We start from the raw sequence: 23,764 nt of genomic DNA on the forward strand, positions 1-23,764 counted from the left end.
TCAAAGGGGGATAATTATTCAAGCAAAACCAGAGATAGAAAAGATTTATACATAACTGTTTGATGAGTTCATGATATCAATAAAGATAAAGGAGAGGAGCGAATACACACTAAGAAGTGTATAAAAGTACATTGCGATAAAAAAGGAGTTGAAATTCAGAATATGTCATAATTCATATAAAATAATTCTATTGAAAAAAAACCAAATTTATGTATAATATAAATATATTCAAATATAAACATGAAAAAATATAAATGTAAAGGTGTTGTAAATATGCGCAAAGAGGTAGTTTTTAAATAAACTAACTGAATAAGGATTATTTTTAGAAAGTATATCAAAAAATCTTGAATTACTCAGGGTTTATTTGTGGTAGGATTAATTTTAAAATCATTAATGCTTACCATGATTATTTGTGTACTTCAAAAATAATCAGTATTAAAATGAGCATGTTACACCTTAATTTGCATAATAGGAAAGCCGTGTTCTAAACACGGTATTTTTATGCCTATTTTTGCTGCATTTATAAATATAGTATAAGATTTTAATCTATATAACTTCTTAATTAAGTTGTATAAATTAAAATCCTATATTTCATGTTTATATTTAGGTTATATAATTATGAGGTCGTAAGTGAACTTGTGTTCATTTGTGGCCTTTCGTTTTTTAAGGAGATTATTAGTATGGTTAAGATATTCAGAATACAAAGTACAAACAAACTTTTTCATAATATAAGGACGGTGAATAAATAATGGTTAAAAAACTTTCAGCATATAAAATTTATTTATTATTTTCAGCTATTACAGCAATGTGTTTTTCATTGGTGGGCACAGTTATGATAGTGTACCACATTGAAAAGGTTCATTTAAATCCACTTCAGCTTATCCTTGTAGGAACTACGTTAGAAGCAGCATGTTTTCTATTTGAAATTCCTACAGGTATAGTTGCAGATGTATATAGCCGTAAGTTATCAATTGTTATTGGCGCAATTTTGACAGGATTGGGATTTATTTTAGAAGGATCAATTTCTAGTTTTGTCTTTGTCCTTGCAGCACAGATAATATGGGGATTAGGCTCAACATTTATCAGTGGATCTGTTGATGCATGGATTGCAGAAGAAGAAAAAGTGAAGGACTTAGATAAGGTATATATAAAAGGAGCACAAGCAGGACAAATAGGAGCAGTTATTGGAATAATACTAAGTACCATAATAGGTAATTTATCAGTAAGATTGCCTATTATAGTCAGTGGATGTTTATTTGTAATTTTTTCACTATTTTTAGCATTGTATATGCCAGAAAACAATTTTAAGCCATCTGCCCCTGAAGATTTAAATACTTTTAAAAAGATGGGATATACCTTTAAATCTGGTTTGAAATTTGTAAAAAGTAAAGCCATAATGATAGTTTTAATTTCTGTAACTTTATTTTATGGTTTATCTAGCGAAGGATATGACAGACTTTCCAATGCACATTTTCTACAGGATACTACACTTCCTAAGCTTGGAAATCTTCAGTCCGTAACTTGGTTTGGTATATTTGGTATTGCAGGAATGATATTAAGTGCTCTAGCAATGCAGTTTATAGCAAGAAAGCTGGAAAAAGAGGATAAAAACCAAAGTGGAAAAATATTATTAGTCACAAACATATTTTATATATCATTTATGTTAGTGTTTGCACTTACAAAGAACTTTAAATTAATGTTAATAGCCTATTTATCAACAAATATGTTTAAAACTATAAATGAGCCTATACTTAATGCATGGTTAAATAGTCATATAGATGATAATGCAAGGGCAACCATACTTTCTATGAATGGACAAATCAATGCTTTAGGACAAATTATAGGTGGACCAATTATTGGAATTATAGCTACAAAGATTTCTATAAGCATTGGTATAGCATGCACTTCATTGTTGATAACACCAGTATTAATATTATATATTGTTTCTTTAACAATATATAAAAAAGATGTATGTTAAAGTAAATATTATCGACACCCAATGACATGCAGATCTTGTTTTTTAAGTACAACCTTCTTTAAGTGTTTTAGATGGAACTATATTAGTTATATTTGCAGTAGAAGGGATTCAATCACATATGGAAATATTATTCAACACATTAAAGGCTTTAAAAATTCCTACAATAATTTTTATAAATAAAGTAGATAGAGTAGGAGCAAATTGTAATAAAGTTTTTAAAGAGATAAAAAATGGTGTCTAATAAAATAGTTAGATTACAAAAGATAGATGAAGAAGGAAGCAGAGAGATTTATTTAAATAATTTTATTGTATGGGAATAATATATATATATTTAAATTTAATATTAGTAAAAATGGAGTGATGAAGAAATACGTTTTAAAGAAGTTGTACAGAACTCTATTTTTGTATGTATGGGTAAATTTACCTAAAAAGACAAAACAAATTAAGCCTTAATAAGGTACATTAGTAATTGATATAATTGAGTTTTTATAATATACTGAAAACATACAATTATTTAAATTGTGACATAATAAATAATTATAACTCAAATTAGTACACAAATTTGCAAATATTTTATAATTGGGGTAGAAAGGAAGGGATTTATTATGATTTCCATAAATATGCTGGAACAGTTAAAAGCTATATTAGAATTGCAATTAGACATGATACCTGGTGGAGTGCTATATTTGATTATTGAAGAAAACACATTTACATGGAGAAAAGCATCAAAACAATTTGATTTGGATATGTTTCAGGTTGGGGATAAATTAAATCCAAATAGCATATCAGGAAAAGCAATGAAAGAAAACAGAACATTGACAGAAAATGTTCCTAGATCGCTTTATGGCTTAAGATTAAAAGTAGTTGCAGAACCTTTAGTTGATGAAAGTGGAAAAGTTGTTGGAGCACTTTCAATTGTATTTCCAAAGCTTCATCCTGTAGCAAGATCCTTTAATAATTTTGCACCTGTTTTATCTGAAATGTTTCCAGAAGGAGCTTTTATCTATATGACTGATTTATACAAAGTATCATATAGACAAGCCTCAAAACAGTTTGATATGCCTGCTGTAACTGTAGGATATAAATTAGTAGAAGGCGACATTGCAAAAGAGGTTATAGACAAGAAAAAGCAAGTTACAGTAGAACTTGATAGTTCAAAGTATGGAGTTCCTGCTTTAGTTACATGTTTACCATTGTTCGATGAAGAAAATTCAAATGAAATTGTGGCCACATTGGGAATAGTTATTCCCAAAAAGGTTGCAAGCGATCTAAGAGATATGTCTGCTAATCTTGAAAGTGGCATTTCTGGAATTGCTTCTGCAATTGAACAGTTATCTGTATCTGCAACAAACATACACTCAAATGAAATGGATCTTAATAATGGTATTAAGGAAGTAATAAATTTGTCCGAGGAAATTAATAAAGTATCAACGTTTATAAAAAGTATTGCTGATGAAACAAATATGCTTGGCTTGAATGCTGCCATAGAGTCAGCTAGAGCAGGAGAAAGCGGAAAAGGATTTGAAGTTGTTGCACAGCAGATAAGAAAGTTATCTAAACAGTCAAAAGATACAGTTCCACAAATTAAAGAATTAACTGATAGTATTAAGCAGAAAGTTGATGAAACTCGTGAAAAAAGTCAGGGTTCTCTAGCAGAAAGTCAAGAACAAGCTTCTGCTACAGAAGAGATTACGGCGAGTATACAAGAATTGAGTTCTATGTCAGCAGAATTAAATAAAATTGCACAAAAATTGTAAAGAATATTATAAAATTGTATTTGAAAGTGTATCATAACAGTATATGGTTGTGATACACTTTTAATATGCAACACATTAATAAATAATGTAATAAAGAAAATTAATATATATTAAGAGATAAAAAGTAAAAATAAAATGAAAATTTATTAATTTTTTAAGGTTTTTAGTATAAACTATTTTATAGATATACAATTATGGAGGTAGGATATGTTTAAAGGATGTTTAAACTTGGATTTGAGCAAATGTGAGAATTATTTAAAAAATTATGAGATAGAAGCCATGGACCCTTTTATAAATCAGGCTCATGAAATGCTCCATAAGAAAACAGGGATAGGCGGTGAATTTACAGGATGGATTGGTTTACCTCTAAATTATGATAGAGAAGAATTTGAGAGAATAAAAAAATGTGCAAAAAAAATTAGAGACAATTCTGATGTCCTTGTAGTCGTAGGAATAGGTGGATCTTATCTGGGAGCTAGAGCAGCTATAGAAATGTTAAGTCATACTTTCTATAATAATTTGCCTAGAGAAAAAAGAGGTGGCCCTGCAATATATTATCTGGGAAATAACATAAGTTCAACTTATATGGCAGATTTTATGGAAATTATAGAGGAAAAAGACATATCTGTTGATGTAATATCCAAATCAGGTACTACAACAGAACCTGCAATAGCATTTAGAATGCTTAGGGAATTACTTGAAAATAAATATGGACGTGAGGGAGCAAAAGAGAGAATATTTGCTACAACTGATAAGAAAAAAGGTGCACTAAAGTCTCTGGCAGATATGGAAGGATATGAAACCTTTGTAATTCCAGATGATGTTGGAGGAAGATTTTCTGTACTTACAGCAGTAGGTATGCTTCCAATAGCTGTAGCTGGCATTAATATAGATCAATTAATGCAAGGTGCTGCAGATGCGGTTATTGTCTATGGAAATCCAAAGTTAGATAAAAATGATGCCTATAAATATGCAGCAGTGAGAAATATTTTGCAAAGAAAGGGTAAATCTGTAGAAATATTAGCTAATTTTGAACCATGTTTGCATTATTTTGGAGAATGGTGGAAACAGCTGTATGGGGAGAGTGAAGGAAAAGATAATAGAGGAATATTTCCAGCAGCAGTAGATTTTTCAACAGATCTTCATTCTATGGGACAATATATACAAGATGGATTTAGAAGTTTAATTGAAACCTTTATAAATGTTGAGAAACCAAGAAAAGAGATTACAATAAAATCAGATGAAGGAAACCTTGATGGATTGAATTTTATTGCAGGAAAAACTATGGATTTTGTAAATCATCAAGCCTTTAAAGGTACAGTCTTAGCTCATAGCGATGGAAATGTACCTTGTATAGTATTAAATGTACCTGAATTAACAGCATATTATTTTGGATATATGGTGTATTTTTTTGAAAAGTCATGTGCTGTAAGCGGCTATCTTATGGGAATAAACCCTTTTGATCAACCTGGTGTTGAAAAATACAAGAAAAATATGTTTGCACTCCTTGGAAAACCTGGTTATGAAAATATGAAATTAGAACTTGAAAAACAGATATAGAGTTTCTAGTTTGAAGGTGGACTTCATATAATAGCAAATTTCAATTAGAAAACCTATAACTAAGTTTTTCCACCCAATTTTTAAAATAGAAGTGCTTGAGATTTTTTAAATTCAAGTTTTGAAAAATGACTGGAAAAACTTCAGAAAGCGGCCTTTATTATTAAATTTATGGTTATAATGTTGAACATTAATAGCTATTGCTTTTAAGATAATCAATATATTCGTTTCCCCATATTTGGAGTGCATCCAAAACGGGTTTAAAATGATCGCCCAACTCACTGAGTGAATACTCTACCTTTGGTGGTATTTGGTTGTATACTGTTCTGATAATTAGGCCGTTCTTTTCCATCATGCGTAACTGCTTTGTCAGGGTAGCCTGTGTCAAATTGGGAAGCGTTCTTTGGAGTTCATTAAAGCGCATTGTTTTTACGCTTAAGTGGTGCATAATGAGCAATGTCCATTTTCCTGTAAGCAATTTTTGTGCCGTCACATATGGACAAATTCCAAATAAATCCTCTTGCATAAATTCCTCCTTTAGTATCTATTTGATACTTACTATATTAAAAAGTTGTACTTGAATATTGTATTGTACTATGATTTAATAATATAGAAAAGTAGATTGAAAGTCAATCACTAAAAGGAATGGAGGAAGTATTTATGGAAGAAGTTTGTAAGTTCTTGAAAAAATGCGAAACATATTATTTGGCAACTGTTGAAGGTAATCAGCCGAGAGTTCGTCCTTTTGGCACGGCGGATATTTTTGAGAATAAACTTTATATTCAAACCGGCAAGGTCAAAAATGTATCAAAACAAATGAAGGCAAATCCGAAAATTGAAATCTGTGGTATGGCAGATGGTAAATGGATTCGAGTGGAAGCTGTTGCTGTTGAGGATGATAGAGTAGAAGCAAGACAGCATATGTTGGATGCATACCCATCACTCCAGAAAATGTATAAAGCTGATGATGGCAACTGTCAAGTTTTTTACCTCAAGGATGCCACAGCTACTATATCATCTTTCACAGATGCACCTAAGGAAATTAAGTTTTGATTTGATATCAAATCATTTTAAATTGATGAAAAAGAAAAGATCGCAAGGCTTATTGCTTTGCGATCATGTTTTTTTTGAAATTATATTAAATATTTGGAGTATAAATTTATTCTTGCTTAGAAACCCTAGAAAGATTTTTATAAATTACCTGTTAAATGTGTAAATATAATATATAATAAAAGGTGTAGTAATATATTTTCTTATAGGTGTAGGGGGAGATTATTTGAAAAAGTATTTTATAAAAAGATTTGTAATATTTACACTTATATTTTTTGTGTTATATTTTATTAACCTGCAGGATAAAAATTTAGGATCAGTTTTTAAAATTATTGGCATTTCTTTATTGTCAGGTGGATGTCTTGGAGGACTTATGCTTTTGCTAAAGATTACCTTCGGAAAAATGGGACAAAAAAGAAATCAATAGTAAAGGAGAAAATACGTAAAATTATACGTTGTGGATTAGATGAAAATATTAGTAGATGCAGATGCCTGTCCTGGAAAGTCTATAATAGAAAAGGTTGCTAGAGAAAATAATGTGGAAGTTATAATGTACTGCGATATAAATCATGTTTTAAATAGCAATTATAGTACTATTAAGTACGTGGATGGTGGATTTCAAAGTGTAGATATGGTTCTTATAAATAAAGTTGAAAGTGGAGATATAGTTATAAGTCAGGATTATGGAGTGGCAGCCATGGCTTTGGGCAAAAAGGCCTATGCTATAAATCCTAAAGGGTATATATATGATGATAATAATATGGACCAACTTCTTTTTGAAAGACATATATCTTCAAAAATAAGAAGGTCAGGGGGAAAAACTTTCAGCCCTAAGAAAAGGGCAAAACAAGATGATGAGAGACTTGAAAAAAATTTACTTAAATTAATATACAGGTGTAAGGATAATTAGTGTAGATAATTTTTACAAATGAGAATAGGGTACTCCTTTTAAAATAATTTATTTTTAAAGGGAGCATTTTTTAGTTTAATTAAGTCTTACTATTGCTAAATTGTAATGGGAATATACAAAAAATACTATTACAAAATATGGAACTATAGTATAATAAATTTATGGGAATTAATGCCTAAGAATATTATTTTACATGGGGGATGATGTAGATGAATGAACTTGCTATAAGCTGTAATCTAGAAAGTCCACAGAAGCAAAAATCAAAAATCATTATAAATATATATAATAACTTAAAGGAAAAACTTGTTTATAAGTATATGATTGGATGCAATGGAACATGGAGTGTGTTAAAAGACTTTACAGAAAGTGAGAATATAGAGTGGATTCCGAAGAATGAAGGAAAGTATATATTAATGGTACAAGCTAAAAAGGTAAATGGAAGTAAAAGTTTTGATTATGTATCTAGGATGGACTATGTAATAGGGAAAGTAGAGGAAAAACTAATAACTGCTGTACATATGGATAAGAAGAAATTGAAATTAGGGGATAAATTAAATATAACAGTTAGTACATCTAAAATGCCTCTTATGTTTAGATACTGGATAAAGATAAAAGATGAATGGGAAATGATAAAAGACTATTGTGCTGAAAATACGCTTTCCTGGACAGTTAAAAGTGATGGAAAATGTGAAATACTAGTAGAATGTAAAAATGTAGATTCAAAAAACAAATATGATGACTTTAAAATTGAAGAATTTCAGGTGTTTCCTCTAAAAGAAATTAAGATAATGGATTTTAAGTGCCTGACTGGAGAAATTTTAGTAGATTCTGAACTTACTTTTCAAGTAGATGCACAGTATGATGTAGATAGAACTATACTTTATAAATTTTTTAAAATAAGTTCTAATGGACAGGTACAGTGTATACAAAATTATTCTACCAAGAGGACAGTAAGTTATGTGGAACATAAGAGTGGTGAGTACAAGCTCTTGTGTATGGTAAAAGATATGTACTCCCAAAATAAATTTGACGATAGGGCTATGCTTAATTTTGAAGTTAAAAAGTACAGTAAAATTTATATAAAAAATTTTATTACAGATATAAATTATCCACAATTATGTGGGACAAAAGTAACTTTAAAGTCGGAAACTATAGGTGGAAGAGATGTTTTATACAGGTATATAATTTATGGAAAATCCAGCGAGGATTCTGGATATACTCATTCTAATAGTTATGTTTGGGAAAGTAAGGCGCCAGGAGATTACAAGATAACTTTGATGGTGAAGGATAAATCCTTTCAGGGAAGTTATGAGGCTATGGAACATTTAAATTATGTTATAGATGAGAGAAGCGATGAACCTGTAAAAATTGAAAAAGTTTTAATGGATAAAAATGATCATGTGTTAATAAATGAAAATATTAATGTAGAGGTAGAAGCATCGGGAGGAGTAGACCTTAGATACTCATTTATAATGAGGGAAAAGGCAGCAGAGTTATATAAAATAAATTATTGTAAAAATAAACACATGAAATTTATTCCTAAAAAAGAAGGAAATTATGAGCTGGAAGTTAGAGTAAAAGATAAATATTCAAAGAGAGAATATGACTGTCATTCCATAATAAATATAACGGTTCTAAGCTATATACCTGCTGCAATTGATTATGTGCTGTATCCATTAAGGGAGTATTATTTAGTAGGAGATAAAATTTCTATAAATTGTATAGTTCAAAATACTACAAATGTGCTTATGAAGTATGTGCTTAGTATAAATAATCACCAGGTGGAAGAGACGGATTTTGTGAGAGAAAAGACCTATGTGTTTACGCCAAAATACAGTGGTAGATATAAGGTGGATATACTTGCAAAGAATGTTAAAGGAACCAGAGAATTTGATTGCAAAAAAGAAGTTACAATTAAAGTAAATGAAGCACTACCTGTAACAAATACGAGAATAACCTGTGACAATGCAGATTTTCTATGTAATAAATCAGTTATATTTACAGCTCATAGTGAAGGAGGTAAAGATGTATTATATGAATTTTATATAATGGAGAAAGGGGATTGGAATTTAGTCCAAAACTATAGTAAAAAAAATTACTATACATTTATTCCCTTTGAAAAAGACGAATATAAAGTGCTTGTACTTAGTAAAAGTCAGTACAATAAAGTGTTTTATGAAGATTATACCATATTTTCCTTTAAAGTTAATTGAATAGCTATAAAGTTATCATATATTAACACGATGAAAATGAGTAGATTATGTTTTTAAGCAGGTGAAAAAATGAGTGTAAATAACGTAAGTAATGAGAATCAAAATACAAATCTTCAAAAAGTATTGCAATATGAGATGATGACTCAAATATTTAAAGAAGCCTTTGGAGATTCTGATTCCTTTCAACTTGTAATGGAAAGCTTAACTAAAGCATTATCAGACAGCAGTGGAAATATTGACTTGTCCAAATTAAACTTGGGACAAGAAGATCTTAGTAAACTAGGATATGGGGCAGGCCAAAGGTTAAATACTGTTTATAATAGTGTAAAAAGTGACATACAGAGTGGATCTGCAAGTATTGATCAGGCAATTGCAAATGCTTCAAGAAAATATGGAGTTGATGCTAATTTAATAAAGGCAGTCATAAAACAAGAATCTGATTTTAATCCGAATTCTACATCTGGTGCAGGAGCTGAAGGACTTATGCAGCTTATGCCAGGTACTGCTAGTGAACTTGGTGTCAATGATCCATATAACATAGATCAGAATGTAGATGGAGGTACTAAATACTTAAAAGAAATGCTTAATATGTATGGAAACAACAAGGAACTTGCACTAGCTGCATATAATGCGGGTCCCGGCACGTTGCAGTCAAGAGGTGTTAGCAGTGATTCAGGTATTTCAAGATTACCTTATGAAACGAGAGATTATGTACAAAAAGTTATGAAATATTACGGAAAATAGTACGACTTTCTCTAATGATATTTATATAAAATTGGAATAAACATTTAATTATGCAAGATACAGGATATTAGTAAAATATATTAATATCCTGTATCTTTGTGTGGTGCCAAGAATTCTGATTATGCAGTAATTAGGTCAGTTATCTGAATTTTGAGTTAAAAGTTAATAATTAAAAGTGAATAGTGAATGAAGATTTTTCTCCACTACGTTGCGAAAAATCTTAACGAAAGAAAATTGTCCATAACTATTAATTCTTAATTATAATAGTATATTTTCTATAAATGCAGAAAAGGGTATAATATATGAGAGGAGGCGGAAATATGGATAGAATAGACAAGATTTTAGCAAATTTAGGCTTTGGAACGAGAAAAGAGATAAAAGCTGTAGTAAAAAATGGAGAAGTAAAAATAAATGGAGCTGTTATAAAAGATAGTTCCATGAAAATAGATCCTGATAAAAGCACAATAGAAGTTGGAGGTAATGTTGTAGAGTATAAAAAAAATATATATTTATTAATGAATAAGCCTCAAGGAGTAGTGTCGGCAACTTTTGACAATTATGATGAAACAGTTATAGACATTTTAGAGCCTGAGTACCAGGCATTTAAACCATTTCCAGTAGGAAGGCTAGATAAAGATACGGAAGGACTTTTGCTTATTACAAATGATGGTGAGCTAAATCACAGGATGATATCCCCTAAAAATCATGTAGATAAAGTTTACTATGCTGAAATAGATAAGTATTTAGATGAAAGAGATGTAAATAGGTTTAAAAAAGGAATACAACTAAAAGATGGTTATAAATGTTTACCTGGTAAACTACATATTATAGAATCAGATGAAGATGGTGCTAAGGTAGAAGTTACTATACAAGAAGGAAAGTTTCATCAAGTTAAAAGAATGTTCAATGCCTTAGGAAAAAATGTAGTTTATTTAAAGAGAATAAAATTTGGACCTATAGAGTTGGATAAAGATCTAAATTTAGGACAATATAGGGAATTATCTAAAAATGAGATCGAAAGTATAAAAAGAATTTAAATATGAATTAAATTCAATCATAATTATATTAAATTTACAATTATATGTGCATAAATGTATCAGATTTTACTTGATATTTTATTCGAGTTTTACTATAATTAAGTTGCAAGGATAAATAAAAGGAATGAATAGCCCCCTTTTTATTTATGAGCAAAACAGTCCATGCCCCAATGGGCTGTTTTTGCTTTTTTGAATTTAATTATCTACAATTTTATAGATTAATGTTTTAATACGTGATAAAATTAAAGGGGGAATATTAACATTAAATGTACATGAATAAGGAGTGTAGTTCATGGAAGAATATAAATCTAAATTACAGAGTAAAGAAATGGATTATTTGTGTGAGGCAGTATTGTCTTTAAAGACAAAAGAAGAGTGTTATAGATTCTTTGAGGATATATGTACTATAAATGAAATAAAGGCATTAGAACAGAGGCTTCAGGTAGCTAGAATGTTGAAAAACAAAAAAACGTATTTGGACATTGCAGCTGCAACAGGGGCAAGTACTGCTACCATAAGTAGGGTTAATAGGTGTTTGAATTATGGAAGTGATGGTTATAAGATAGTCTTAGGAAGACTAAAATAATATATTCAATCAGTACAAATAAATTTTTTTGTGTGTTGATAAAAATATCAGCACATTTTTTATGCTTTTCATGATTAAATTAATTGTAGAATGTTATAATATTAAACAGGAAGTATCTCTGTATCTACTTTAAATTAGGGGAGATAAACAGAGTTCTTGGTTTCAGGTGGAGTTTTTTCTCCATCTGAAACTTAGAAATCGTTATCCAGGGGCGTAGCAGCCGTTATCCCCCCACTTTATAAGAAAAGCAGATATCCCAAATCTTTGATTTGGTGATAGTCACTTTCACAGAGTGCGATGGGGGTATTACGGCTGGTAGCCATCGGATAAACAAACAGGAGTGAATGTTATGGATTTAAAAAGCCTTTTGAATAAAGAACAGTATGAAGCAGCAGTGTATGTAGACGGTCCTCTATTGATTTTAGCTGGGGCAGGTTCTGGAAAGACCAGGGTTTTAACTTATAGAATTGCTCATATGATTAAGGATATGAATATATATCCTTCTAAAATACTGGCTATAACTTTTACTAATAAGGCTGCAGGAGAGATGAAAGACAGGATAAAAGAATTAGTAGGAGATGAAGTAGATGGAATGTGGGTATCTACATTTCATTCAAGCTGTGTAAGAATACTTAGAAGAGAAATAGACAAATTAGGATATAATAAGAATTTTGCAATATATGATAGTTATGATCAAAAAGTGCTTATAAAACAGTGCATGAAGGAATTAAATATAAGTGACAAAGATATAACTGACAGAGAGATAATAAATAAAATTAGTGGACAAAAAGATAATTTAATATCTCCACAGCAATTTAAAAAAGAAAATGAAGGAAACTTCAGAATGAATAGAATTGCAGATGTTTATTTGTTATATCAAAAAAAACTCAAGGATAACAATGCACTGGATTTTGATGATCTTATATATAAAACTGTACAGCTTTTTAAGGAAAATGAAGATATACTGGAATTTTATCAGAGAAAGTTTAAGTACATAATGGTAGACGAGTATCAAGATACCAATAGATCTCAATACGAATTTGTAAGGCTTCTTGCAAAGGCACATAAAAATATATGTGTAGTAGGAGACGATGATCAATGTATTTATGCTTGGAGAGGTGCAGACATAAAAAATATCTTGGATTTTGAAAAAGATTATCCAAATGCAAAGGTAATAAAGTTAGAGCAAAATTATAGATCCAAGGGTAATATATTGAAGGCAGCTAATGATGTCATAAGTAATAATTCAAATAGAAAAGAAAAAATGCTGAGAACTGAAAGTGAAAATGGAGACAAAATAAAATTATATAGGGCTTATTCGGATATAGATGAAGGCAGGTATATTGCATCTAAGATCAAAGAAATACTGAAAGAAGATGAAGGCAAACAGTACAAGGACTTTGCAATACTTTATAGAACTAATGCCCAGTCCCGTATATTTGAAGATGTATTTATGAAATCAAACATTCCCTATAGAATTATTGGAGGCTTAAAGTTCTATGATAGAAAAGAAATAAAGGATATTATGGCCTATTTAAAGTTTATAAATAATCCTTTGGATGATGTTAGTTTAAGAAGGATAATAAATGTGCCAAAGAGAAGTATAGGGGATTCTACAGTACAGAAAATACAGGATTTTGCTAATTCTATGAATGAATCCATGTACAATGTACTTTTATCTATAGACGAGGTTTTAAATTTAACAAAGAGGAATATTAATTGCATAAATAAATTTGTAAGCCTTATAAATAGTTTTATAAGAAGCAGGGACAAGATTACTGTGTCCAGTCTTATAAAGGAGATATTAGATACTACTGGATATTTAGAGGAACTCAAAGATTCAAATGAGGCAGATAGTATAAGCAGGGTAGAAAATCTACAGGAGCTTGTGTCTGCTGCTGCAGAGTTTGAAACTTCTTCAGAAGATCCGTCTCTTTCTGCATTTTTAGAGAAGGTGACGTTGGTTTCAGATGTAGATAATTTTGATCAAGATGCTGACTCAGTTGTACTTATGACAGTACATAGTGCTAAAGGATTAGAGTTTCCTGTAGTCTTTATGGCGGGAATGGAAAATGGAATATTCCCGGGAACCCAGTCTTTAAATGAGTTTAAGGAAATGGAAGAGTCTAGAAGGCTTTGTTATGTTGGAATAACTAGAGCTAAGGAAAAACTTTATATGACTTCTGCGGAAACCAGAAGGGTATTTGGAAGAATGGTATCTTACCAGCAGTCTAGTTTTATAAGTGAGATATCTCATGACCTTATAGAGTATGATAGCTTAAAAAAATCCAATTTTACTAGTTCTATAAATAAGCAATTAAATAAAAATACTTTTTCCTGGGGTAAAAAGGTTCACCAGAGCAGTTTGATAGAAAATCCAGTATCTCCTTCTGTAGAAAATGTACCAAAGGGTAATTATTTAAAACTAGAGAATATAAAAGAAGGAACAAAAGTTAAGCATGGGAAATTTGGATTAGGGACTATTGTAAGTATATCTAAAAGTGGCAGTGATATAAAACTTACTATAGTTTTTGATAAGATGGGAATAAAAAATTTAATGTACGGAGTAGCACCACTGGAAGCTGTATAAGTTGCATTGATTGTTTATGGAGGATTTTAGCTTTGATATATGAAGATAGGTATAATGAATTAAAGAAAATAATTAATTATCATAATGATAGGTATTACAATCAGGATAATCCTGAAGTATCTGATTATGAATATGATATGTTAATGCAGGAACTGAAGAATATAGAAAGAGAACATCCGGAGGTTATCACTCCGGATTCTCCTACTCAGCATGTAGGAGGTAATGCTAAGCGTGAATCAGGTGTACTTGTTAGACATAGAGTTCCTATGTTAAGTCTTAGGGATGTTTTTAACAAAGAAGACGTTGAACAATTTGTTGATGATGTTAAAGCTCAATTTCCTGATGTAGAATTTGTAGTGGAAACAAAAATTGATGGTTTATCAATGGCTTTACGCTATGAAGATGGAAAACTTATAACTGCTATTACTAGAGGCGATGGTATTGTCTATGGTGAGGATGTTACAGTCAATGCTAAAGTGATAAATGATGTAGTTAAATCACTTAAAGATAAAATCCCGTATCTGGAGATTCGTGGAGAAGTATATATGACTAAACAGGCTTTTGAAAATGTTAATGAACATCAGGAACTCTTGGGAAAAAAGGTATTTGCTAATCCTAGAAACTGTGCAGCAGGTACTCTTAGACAGCTGGATAGTAAAGTTACAAAAGAAAGAAATTTATCTCTTTTTATTTTTAATGTTCAGGATGTTCGGGGTATGGAATTTAAAACTCATACCGAAGGGTATGAATTTCTAAAAAAACAGGGTATTAAAGTTATTGAGAATTATACAGTATGTAAAACTACTGGTGAAATATGGGATGCCATTGAAAGAATTGGTGAAAACCGCGGAGATTTAGATTATGATATTGATGGTGCGGTTATTAAAATTAATAATTTAGCATACAGAACAGAGCTTGGCAGTACTTCTAAAGTTCCAAAGTGGGCTATTGCTTATAAATATCCACCTGAAGAAAAAGAAACTAAGCTTCTTGATATTCAACTTACAGTAGGAAGGACAGGAAGGATTACCCCTGTTGCTATTTTTGAACCAATAAGGTTGTGTGGTACAAGCGTATCAAGAGCCACTCTCCATAATCAAGATTTTATTGATGAATTGGATGTGGGTGTTGGTGATACTATCGTAGTATATAAATCAGGAGAAATTATCCCTAAGATCAAGAAAGTTATACACGAAAAACGTCCTGAAGGAACAGTTAAATTTCAGTTTCCAGATAAGTGTCCTGTATGCGGCAGTCCAGTTGCTAGAGAAGAAGGTGCAGCTGACATTAAGTGCACTAATATTAATTGTCCATCTATGCTTGTAAAAAGAATTATTAATTTTGTAAGCAGGGATTGCATGGATATTAAAGGATTTGGTGCAGCTTATGTTGAACAGCTTGTTGATAAAGGATATATAGATGATATACCGGATATTTATCATCTTAATGAATATAGGGATAAGCTTGTTGAAGAAGGTATAATCGGAAAAGAAAAGAATACAGATAAACTTCTTGATGCCATTGAAAATTCGAAGAAAAATGAGCCACAGCGGCTATTAGCAAGTTTGGGTATATCTAATGTTGGTAAGTCAACAGCTAAAGAACTTATGAAATATTTTAAATCTATTGATAATCTCATTAATGCAGATATTGATGAAATCAAGAAAGTATCTGATATTGGTGATATAAGTGCTTCAGCAATATTTGAATATTTCAAAAATGAAGATAACCTTAAAATTATAAGCGAACTTGCTAAATGCGGTGTAAATATGGTAATGAACGAAAATAAAGAAGAAGATAATTTACTTGAAGGCAGCAAGTTTGTTATTACAGGAACACTTCCATCAATGGGAAGAACTGAAGCAAAGGAGCTTATAGAGAAACATGGCGGCAAGGTATCAGGTTCGGTATCTAAGAAAACCACATATGTACTTGCAGGGGATGCTCCTGGAAGCAAAGTAACTAAGGCTCAGGAATTAGGAGTTAAGGTAATATCTGAAGCGGAGTTATTACAAATGCTCAAATAAGTCACTAAATAAGATATAACATTTTATTAATTTTGCTAATTATTAAATGTTTGTAAATCAAGATGTAGGAGAAGCAGTGGCAAAAGGAATAATAGAATTTTTTAAACAGGGAAATATAATAAGGAGCATAGAAGAATTATTAAGATTTGGAGTTAAAATAATAAAAGAAAAGTGAATTTGAAGGCATGCTATAAATATTTACAAAGAAGTAAAAAAGGATTATTATAAGAATAGTTTAATTTTATATGAAAGTTAAACTATTTGTATAGTATAGAGATTCTAGGTTATAGGCAGCTTATTTTCTTTAATATGCTACTAAGTTTTGCTTGGGATCACTATAGTGGAGGATAAAAATGAAAAGGACAATAAATTTATTAGGGTGGATAGGAGTTATTTTTACTATCTTGGCATTGATATTAACGCTCCTTACTACATATCATTTTACATATGTAAAGTACTTTAATGATTATTGCACGCTGCAGTGGAGCATATTTGTTACTATGGTAGCTTGGGCTATAAATATGATAATTTCTAGAGCTAACTTTAGAAATATAGTATACCCTATAACATGTGTATTGATAGCTTGCGCAACTATGTTTTTTATGTATATGAAAGTTTATTAAGAGTATAGAGACAATCTTTTGGTAGATTGTCTCATTTTTTAGGTGCGCCCAATATGGGCGACAGCTTGGGGGTGAATATATTGAAATCTATTGGAATTGTTACAAATAGCAATTCTTTAGTGGCTGTATTTTTGAAAAGCAATATAGAAGAGATATATAAGGGTTTTGCTGTAATAAATAATTATTATTTGAATGAGCTTAAAAGTACAGATAAGATAGACGATGATGTAATACTCATAATGAATGATGAAATAGCAATTGAAATAGAGAGATATGTAAAAAATAAAAAAAATATAATAGTCATTAAAAGAACGATAAAAGAAAATGAAGTTTATAAAATATTTAATATTCCTCAGGGCACTAAAGCTCTTGTGGTAAATAATGCTAAATCAGCCACATTGGAAACTATATCTCTATTATATAGGATAGGCGTAAATAATATTACCCTTATACCTTATGACGAAAATCAAAATTATGAAAACATAAAATTTGCAATAACTCCTGGTGAAGTTCCCAGAGTACCAAAATATATTGAAAAAATTATAGATATAGGAAATCGACACATTGATATATCCACTTTTATTAATATTTCTAATAAATTAGTACTTAAAAATAGAGTAATTGACACCAGATTGTTTAAATATTCAGAAAAAATCGTAAATTTAGACAGCGGCATCAAAGATAAATATAAGGAACTTTATATTAAAAATGAAGATTTGAATGCAGTACTTAATATGTCTAAAGAAGGAATAATGTTTACGGATTTAGATGGGAATATATCATTTTACAATAATGCCTTTGAAAAGTTATTTAATATAAGAAAAAATATCAAATGTAAAAATATTGAAGATGTCTTGGATAAAAATTTGGTATGCTTACTTGTGAAAAATAGTGTTAAAGATGAGCTTATAGAATATAGAGACAAGTTTATAGTAGTTAATAAAGAAATTGTTGTCTACTATGGAGAAAAAAAAGGATGCTATATCAGTATAAATGAAGTTACGTATTTAGAACAGCTTGCAAAAAAACTAACAGTAAAATATACAAATAAAGGACTTATAGCAAGGTATGATTTTAATTCTATAAAAACAAATTCAAGCAGTATAAAGGAATGCATCAAATTAAGCAATAAAGTTGCAAAATCAGATTTAACAGTTTTAATAACAGGTGAGAGTGGCACTGGAAAGGAACTTTTTGCTCAATCAATACATAATGCATCTTTGAGAAAAAATTGGCCTTTTGTTGCCATAAATTGTGCTGCAGTTCCTGAAAGCTTGTTAGAAAGTGAATTGTTTGGATATGAGAGTGGGGCCTTCACGGGGGCACGCAAAGAAGGAAAAGTTGGATTATTTGAACAGGCTAATATGGGAACTATATTCTTAGATGAAATAGGTGATATGCCTTTAACTTTGCAGGCCAGATTGCTTAGAGTATTGCAGGAAAGACAGGTAATGAGAATAGGTTCTGATAGGCTTATAAATGTTGATATTAGGGTTATTGCAGCTACAAATAAAAATTTACTCCAGATGGTAGAAGAAGGGCAATTTAGAGAGGACTTATTTTATAGAATCAATGTACTGCCTATAAATATACCACCTTTAAGAGAAAGAAAAGAAGATATTATTTCTCTTATAAAATATTTTATGGGAAGAAAAAAGACTATAAGATTATCTGATGAAGTCATAGAAATCTTTATGAATTATTCTTGGCCGGGTAATATAAGAGAAATTCAGAATGTTGCTTCCTATATAAAAATTATGAATAACGATGATGAAGTAAATATTGGAGATTTGCCTTACTATTTGGTTGAATATAATATAAACTTTGATGAGGAAGCTGCATATCTCAAATGCAAAAATTGTATTTTTGATGCAGTATCAATATTAAAAATTATTAAAGAACAAGGAATTTTAAAATCAGGAATTGGTAGAAAAAATATAAAGGAAATTTTAGAAGCAAAAAATATAAGGTTAAGCGAAGCTGAGATAAGAAGAATAATGAGCATTTTAAACAAATTGTCATTGATATCATGCAATTTGGGGAGAAGTGGAAGCAAAATTACAACGAAAGGGAACAATTTTTTAAAATGGATTGAAAACAGGGCAAAATTATAACCTAAATAACCTATTTAATATACAGTACTTACGCAAGTAAGCCGTCCACAGGATATTTTTTTCTTTAATGTATGGCATAAAAAATGCTTATAAAAATTATATTAAATTTGAAATAGCTTTCAGGGAGGAAAAACATGAATACAGTTATCGGAATATCTGGCAATATATTAGAAATGGGAGGCGGATTAGTTCCTGGTATAAAAAGGACGTATGTAAATAGCGATTATGTTTTATCTGTAGCTTTGGCTGGGGCCTCACCGATAATACTTCCTGTAATTGAAAATGAAGAGTATATTTTTGATCAAGTAAAAAGAGTTGATGGAATAATTATTTCTGGTGGATATGATGTGAATCCCATATTATATGGAGAAGAACCTATAAAGGCTCAGGGATTTACTTCATATGAGCTGGATAATTTTAATTTTAAGCTTATTAAGGCAGCATGTAGCTTGAAAAAGCCGATACTTGGCATTTGCAGAGGGTTGCAAATAATAAATGTATATTTTGGAGGAACATTATATCAAGATCTTGATGATAAAGATGGATTTTACATTAAACATTCTCAAGATTCCAGCAGAAGCTTTACAGGTCATACCATACTTGTAAATAAAGATAGCATATTGTATCCGATACTTGGAGAAAAGTCCATGGTAAATAGTTTTCACCATCAGGGTATAAAGGATTTAGCAAAAGGGTTTAAAGTAGGTGCAGTAGCCAAAGATGGTGTAATAGAATCTATAGAAAAAACAAAAGATAATTTCATTTTGGGTGTTCAATGGCATCCGGAGGGACTTGCAGGTAATAGCGACCAAATGCTTAAAATATTTAAAAAGTTAGTGTCTGTTTCAAGAAAAAAGTGAAAGGAGATACCATATGAGAGTGAAAAAAGAAGAAATGAAATATGTAGCCCAGCTTGCTAAGCTGGAATTTAACGAAGAAGAAGAAAAAGAAGTCATAGAAGAACTAGATAGAATGTTTAAATATATGGAAAATTTAAATGAACTAAATACAGATGGGGTGAATATAACTATAAATCCATATTGCATGGAAAATAAATTTAGAGAAGATACTGTGGAAAAATCTATGGATATAAAGGAAGTACTGGATAATTCACCACAAAATCTTAAAGAATATATAGTAGTACCCAAGATAATAGAATAATTTTACAGGAGGTGGTTTTATGAAGCTGACTGCACATGAAATTAAAAATATGTTAAAAAACAAAGAAATAAGTGTAGAAGAAATTGTAAGATCCTATTTAAATAGAATAGATAAATTTGATACTACATTGGGAGCTTATTTATATGTAGAAAAAGAGGGAGCACTTAAAAGAGCAAAGGATTTGGATAAGAAAATAAAACATGGTGAAAAGATGGGCAGACTTTTTGGAATACCTATTTCTATAAAAGACAATATAAGCGTTAAGGGTATGCAAAACTCTTGTGCTTCAAAGATGCTTCAGGGATACATATCTCCTTATGATGCTAGCGTAATAAAAAGGATAGAGGCTGAGGATGGAATAATAATTGGAAAAGCAAATATGGACGAATTTGCCATGGGATCTTCAAATGAAAAAAGTGCTTTTAAGTTAGCCAGAAATCCCTGGGATTTGAGCAGAGTTCCAGGAGGGTCTTCAGGCGGATCGGCTGTTTCAGTTTCAGCTGGTGAATCTGTAATGTCCCTTGGAACAGATACAGGTGGTTCTGTAAGGCAGCCTGCATGTTTGTGTGGTGTAGTAGGTTTAAAGCCAACTTACGGAAGAGTTTCTAGGTATGGAGCAGTTGCTTTTGCTTCAACTTTAGACCAAATAGGTCTTATGTCAGCAGATATAGAAGATTGTGCATGTTTAACCCAGTGTATAGCAGGATCTGATAAAAATGACTTTACTACAGTAGATATGAAAGTACCAGATTACAGCAAAAGTTTGACTAAAGATATTAAGGGAATGAAGATAGGTATACCTAAAGAATATTTTGAGGATGGGTTAGATGATAGAATTAGAAAATCCATAGAAGAAGCTGTAGATGTACTAAAGGCAAATGGAGCTGAGGTTAAAGAGTGTTCTATTCCACTTGTAAAGTATTCCATGGCAGTTTATTATGTAATTGCAAGTGCTGAAGTTTCCTCAAATTTAGCTAGATTTGACGGAATAAGATATGGATATAGATCAAAAAATTTTAAGGACTACAGGGACTTATATTTTAAATCTAGAAGTGAAGCATTGGGAATGGAAGTTAAGAGAAGAATAATGTTAGGAACATATATGCTTTCTAAAGGTTACTATGATGAGTATTATGAAAAGGCACTTAAAGTTAGAAACCTTATAAAAAACCAATTTGAGGAAGTCATGAAGGAATTTGATGCACTTATAGCACCTACTTCACCTACTACTGCATTTAAAATAGGTGAGAAAAAAAAGAATGCATTATCTATGTATCTTTCGGATGTTTATGTGCTCCCTGCTAATGTATCCGGTATGCCGGCTATATCTGTACCTTGTGGTATGGTAGATGGACTTCCAGTAGGATTTCAAATTATGACAAATTATTATAGAGAAGATATGATCTTTAATATAGCTTATAGTTTTGAACAATCTACTAACTGGCATAAAATGAGTCCACAAATTAGTGAGGTGTAGAAATTATGGAATATGAATTGGTAATTGGCCTGGAAGTTCATGTAGAACTTTCAACAAAAACTAAGATGTACTGTGGGTGCAGCACTGAATTTGGAGGAGAACCCAATAGTCACGTTTGTCCAATATGTCTTGCACTTCCAGGTGCGCTACCTAGAATAAATAAAAAGGTAATAGAGTATACAATAAAATCGGGAATTGCTCTTAATTGCTCAATAAATAAAAATAGTAGAATGGATAGAAAAAATTATTTTTACCCGGATTGCCCTAAAAATTATCAAATAACCCAACACAGATTCCCTCTGTGCAGCGATGGATATATTGAGGTAGAAAATAGTGAGGGAGAAAAAAAGAAAATAGGTATTGAAAGAATACATATGGAAGAAGATGCAGCAAAACTAATCCATACAAAAGCAGGTACCTTGATAAATTATAATAGGGCAGGTGTACCTCTTATAGAGGTAGTGTCCAAACCAGATATAAGAACCCCAGAGGAATCTACCTGTTATCTTCAGAAGTTAAAAAATATTTTGAGATCCATAGGAGTTTCAAATTGTAAGATGGAACAGGGTTATTTAAGATGTGATGGTAATATATCTATAAGACCTAAAGGCAGTAGAAAATTTGGTGTAAAAGTGGAAATAAAGAATGTAAATTCTTTTAAAGCTCTTGAGAAAGCTTTTGAGTATGAATATTTAAGGCAAGTAAAGGCTGTAGAATCTGGAGAAAAGATAGTACAAGAAACCAGAAGATGGAATGAGTCTAAAAATAGAACTGAAGTTATGAGGGCTAAAGAACAAGCTAGAGATTATAGATACTTTCCAGAAGGGGATTTAACAGCTATAAATATTTCAAATGAATGGATAGATAAAATAAGAAAAACTATGCCTGAACTTCCCTATGATAAAGTGGAGAGATTTATTAAAGAATACAATGTCTCAAAACACGATGCTGAGGTACTAATATTAAATATGGGGGTAGCAGATTTCTTTGAGGAAACTGCTAAGCTAAGCCGAAAACCTAAAGCTGCTTTTAACTGGATTATGGGAGATATATCAAGGCTTATGAATGAACGATCGGTATCATTAAGTAAACTTAAATTTAAGCCAGAAGACCTAGTAAGTTTAATCAAATTTATAGACTCAGATATGATTTCTAATAATATAGGTAAAGAAATAATGGAGGAAATGTTTGTAAGTGGCGCAAAACCTGAAGAAATAATTGAGAAGAGGAACTTTTTACAAAATAGCAGTGAAGATGAAATTCTGCAGATAATAAAAAAGGTTATGAAATACAATCCTAAACCATTAGAAGATTATAAAAACGGTAAGAAAAGAGCTATTAAATTTATGATAGGTTTAGTTATGAAAGAAACCAAGGGAAAGGCGAATCCCAAAATTGTAAATGACCTTGTAAATAGAGAATTTAATAAACAGAGTTCTTGGCATCATATGGAGTTTTGACTCCACCTGATGATTAGAAATCGTTATCCAGGGACGTAGCTGCTCTTTACTCTTACTTGGATAAATGGGAGTATTAGAGCAGGTAGTCATCGGATAAAAGTTAATTAAATAAAGGAATAGGAGACTATTTTAAGGTTTTCTTATTCCTTTTTATTATTGTCTGTTTTAGTTTGAGAAACGTCATCTTTCTTTGTCAAAAAATACATATATTGAGTTAGTTTTTCTACTAAATAGTTTCTATATTTTAATTGGGATAACATTTGCTTCATAATTATAAATCCCCAAATTGAAACAAACATAATAGTACACATAGTTAAAATACCTAAAACTTCTAATGTAAGTATCATATTTACACTCCTTCTATCTAAATGTACGTGAACATTATATCATAAAAAACATGGATTAAAAATAATACAGTCTGATTTGTTTATTTTTATAATAAGTGACAATAATTTAAATAGTATCCCATGAATTGGGAAT

At 30.6% G+C, this 23,764-nt stretch carries 22 protein-coding genes; 20 read left to right on the forward strand and 2 right to left on the reverse strand.

Annotated elements, in window-relative coordinates:
* Positions 1-748 precede the first annotated feature (748 nt).
* The 4 genes from tetA(P) to CLCOS_RS04955 all read left to right on the forward strand — a co-directional run bounded on the left by tetA(P) (position 749) and on the right by CLCOS_RS04955 (position 5,295).
* Positions 749-1,978: a tetracycline efflux MFS transporter TetA(P) gene (gene tetA(P), locus CLCOS_RS04945; protein WP_063600873.1), complete on the forward strand. Its 1,230-nt coding sequence runs from the start codon at positions 749-751 to the stop codon at positions 1,976-1,978.
* A gap of 106 nt (positions 1,979-2,084) precedes the next feature.
* Positions 2,085-2,219 carry a GTP-binding protein gene (locus CLCOS_RS22940; protein ID WP_275507160.1) on the forward strand — a complete coding sequence of 45 codons (135 nt, stop codon included), beginning with the start codon at positions 2,085-2,087 and terminating at the stop codon, positions 2,217-2,219.
* A 364-nt stretch (positions 2,220-2,583) separates the two neighbouring features.
* Entirely contained in the window at positions 2,584-3,735 is a 1,152-nt protein-coding gene (locus CLCOS_RS04950) for a methyl-accepting chemotaxis protein (protein ID WP_063600874.1), read from the forward strand.
* Positions 3,736-3,942: 207 nt separating this feature from the next.
* Positions 3,943-5,295 (forward strand): glucose-6-phosphate isomerase, encoded by a 1,353-nt coding sequence (locus tag CLCOS_RS04955; RefSeq protein ID WP_013240317.1) that lies wholly within the window; start codon positions 3,943-3,945, stop codon positions 5,293-5,295.
* Between the two features lie 187 nt (positions 5,296-5,482).
* Here the strand turns inward: CLCOS_RS04955 and CLCOS_RS04960 are convergent, their stop codons facing one another.
* Positions 5,483-5,818 (reverse strand): winged helix-turn-helix transcriptional regulator, encoded by a 336-nt coding sequence (locus CLCOS_RS04960; RefSeq protein WP_063600875.1) that lies wholly within the window; start codon positions 5,816-5,818, stop codon positions 5,483-5,485.
* 134 nt (positions 5,819-5,952) lie between these two features.
* Between CLCOS_RS04960 and CLCOS_RS04965 the strand changes: the two genes are divergently transcribed.
* The 16 genes from CLCOS_RS04965 to gatB all read left to right on the forward strand — a co-directional run bounded on the left by CLCOS_RS04965 (position 5,953) and on the right by gatB (position 23,284).
* Positions 5,953-6,345, forward strand: coding sequence for a pyridoxamine 5'-phosphate oxidase family protein (locus CLCOS_RS04965; protein WP_023162301.1), 393 nt, complete (start codon positions 5,953-5,955; stop codon positions 6,343-6,345).
* 223 nt (positions 6,346-6,568) lie between these two features.
* Positions 6,569-6,769, forward strand: coding sequence for a hypothetical protein (locus CLCOS_RS04970; RefSeq protein WP_013240314.1), 201 nt, complete (start codon positions 6,569-6,571; stop codon positions 6,767-6,769).
* Positions 6,770-6,808: 39 nt separating this feature from the next.
* Positions 6,809-7,252, forward strand: coding sequence for a YaiI/YqxD family protein (locus CLCOS_RS04975; RefSeq protein WP_063600876.1), 444 nt, complete (start codon positions 6,809-6,811; stop codon positions 7,250-7,252).
* A gap of 209 nt (positions 7,253-7,461) precedes the next feature.
* The gene (locus CLCOS_RS04980; RefSeq protein ID WP_063600877.1) at positions 7,462-9,465 is read left to right on the forward strand and encodes a triple tyrosine motif-containing protein; all 2,004 of its coding nucleotides are present in this window, start codon (positions 7,462-7,464) and stop codon (positions 9,463-9,465) included.
* Positions 9,466-9,534: 69 nt separating this feature from the next.
* On the forward strand, positions 9,535-10,209 hold the full coding sequence (locus CLCOS_RS04985) for a lytic transglycosylase domain-containing protein (protein ID WP_063600878.1): 675 nt from the start codon (positions 9,535-9,537) through the stop codon (positions 10,207-10,209).
* A gap of 320 nt (positions 10,210-10,529) precedes the next feature.
* A complete protein-coding gene (locus CLCOS_RS04990) occupies positions 10,530-11,246 on the forward strand; it encodes a pseudouridine synthase (protein WP_063600879.1) in 717 nt (238 codons plus the stop codon).
* A 292-nt stretch (positions 11,247-11,538) separates the two neighbouring features.
* Complete coding sequence (locus CLCOS_RS04995; protein WP_063556227.1) at positions 11,539-11,832, forward strand: YerC/YecD family TrpR-related protein; 294 nt, start codon at positions 11,539-11,541, stop codon at positions 11,830-11,832.
* A gap of 349 nt (positions 11,833-12,181) precedes the next feature.
* On the forward strand, positions 12,182-14,422 hold the full coding sequence (pcrA, locus tag CLCOS_RS05000; protein ID WP_063600880.1) for a DNA helicase PcrA: 2,241 nt from the start codon (positions 12,182-12,184) through the stop codon (positions 14,420-14,422).
* 32 nt (positions 14,423-14,454) lie between these two features.
* Positions 14,455-16,449, forward strand: coding sequence for an NAD-dependent DNA ligase LigA (gene ligA, locus CLCOS_RS05005; RefSeq protein ID WP_013240306.1), 1,995 nt, complete (start codon positions 14,455-14,457; stop codon positions 16,447-16,449).
* Positions 16,450-16,495: 46 nt separating this feature from the next.
* Positions 16,496-16,624 (forward strand): hypothetical protein, encoded by a 129-nt coding sequence (locus CLCOS_RS22945; protein ID WP_275507159.1) that lies wholly within the window; start codon positions 16,496-16,498, stop codon positions 16,622-16,624.
* 178 nt (positions 16,625-16,802) lie between these two features.
* Positions 16,803-17,072, forward strand: coding sequence for a hypothetical protein (locus CLCOS_RS05010; protein WP_013240305.1), 270 nt, complete (start codon positions 16,803-16,805; stop codon positions 17,070-17,072).
* A gap of 71 nt (positions 17,073-17,143) precedes the next feature.
* A complete protein-coding gene (locus CLCOS_RS05015) occupies positions 17,144-19,186 on the forward strand; it encodes a sigma-54 interaction domain-containing protein (RefSeq protein WP_343217891.1) in 2,043 nt (680 codons plus the stop codon).
* A gap of 134 nt (positions 19,187-19,320) precedes the next feature.
* Positions 19,321-20,046 (forward strand): gamma-glutamyl-gamma-aminobutyrate hydrolase family protein, encoded by a 726-nt coding sequence (locus CLCOS_RS05020; protein ID WP_063600882.1) that lies wholly within the window; start codon positions 19,321-19,323, stop codon positions 20,044-20,046.
* A 13-nt stretch (positions 20,047-20,059) separates the two neighbouring features.
* Entirely contained in the window at positions 20,060-20,347 is a 288-nt protein-coding gene (gene gatC / locus CLCOS_RS05025) for an Asp-tRNA(Asn)/Glu-tRNA(Gln) amidotransferase subunit GatC (RefSeq protein WP_063600883.1), read from the forward strand.
* Positions 20,348-20,366: 19 nt separating this feature from the next.
* Positions 20,367-21,824 (forward strand): Asp-tRNA(Asn)/Glu-tRNA(Gln) amidotransferase subunit GatA, encoded by a 1,458-nt coding sequence (gene gatA / locus CLCOS_RS05030; protein WP_063600884.1) that lies wholly within the window; start codon positions 20,367-20,369, stop codon positions 21,822-21,824.
* Positions 21,825-21,829: 5 nt separating this feature from the next.
* A complete protein-coding gene (gene gatB / locus CLCOS_RS05035; RefSeq protein ID WP_063600885.1) occupies positions 21,830-23,284 on the forward strand; it encodes an Asp-tRNA(Asn)/Glu-tRNA(Gln) amidotransferase subunit GatB in 1,455 nt (484 codons plus the stop codon).
* A 140-nt stretch (positions 23,285-23,424) separates the two neighbouring features.
* On the opposite strand, the gene CLCOS_RS05040 is transcribed toward gatB, so the two are convergent.
* Positions 23,425-23,631: a hypothetical protein gene (locus CLCOS_RS05040; protein ID WP_063600886.1), complete on the reverse strand. Its 207-nt coding sequence runs from the start codon at positions 23,629-23,631 to the stop codon at positions 23,425-23,427.
* Positions 23,632-23,764: the final 133 nt, after the last annotated feature.

This window comes from Clostridium coskatii (genome assembly GCF_001675205.1).
GTDB classification, from domain to species: Bacteria; Bacillota; Clostridia; order Clostridiales; family Clostridiaceae; genus Clostridium_B; species Clostridium_B ljungdahlii.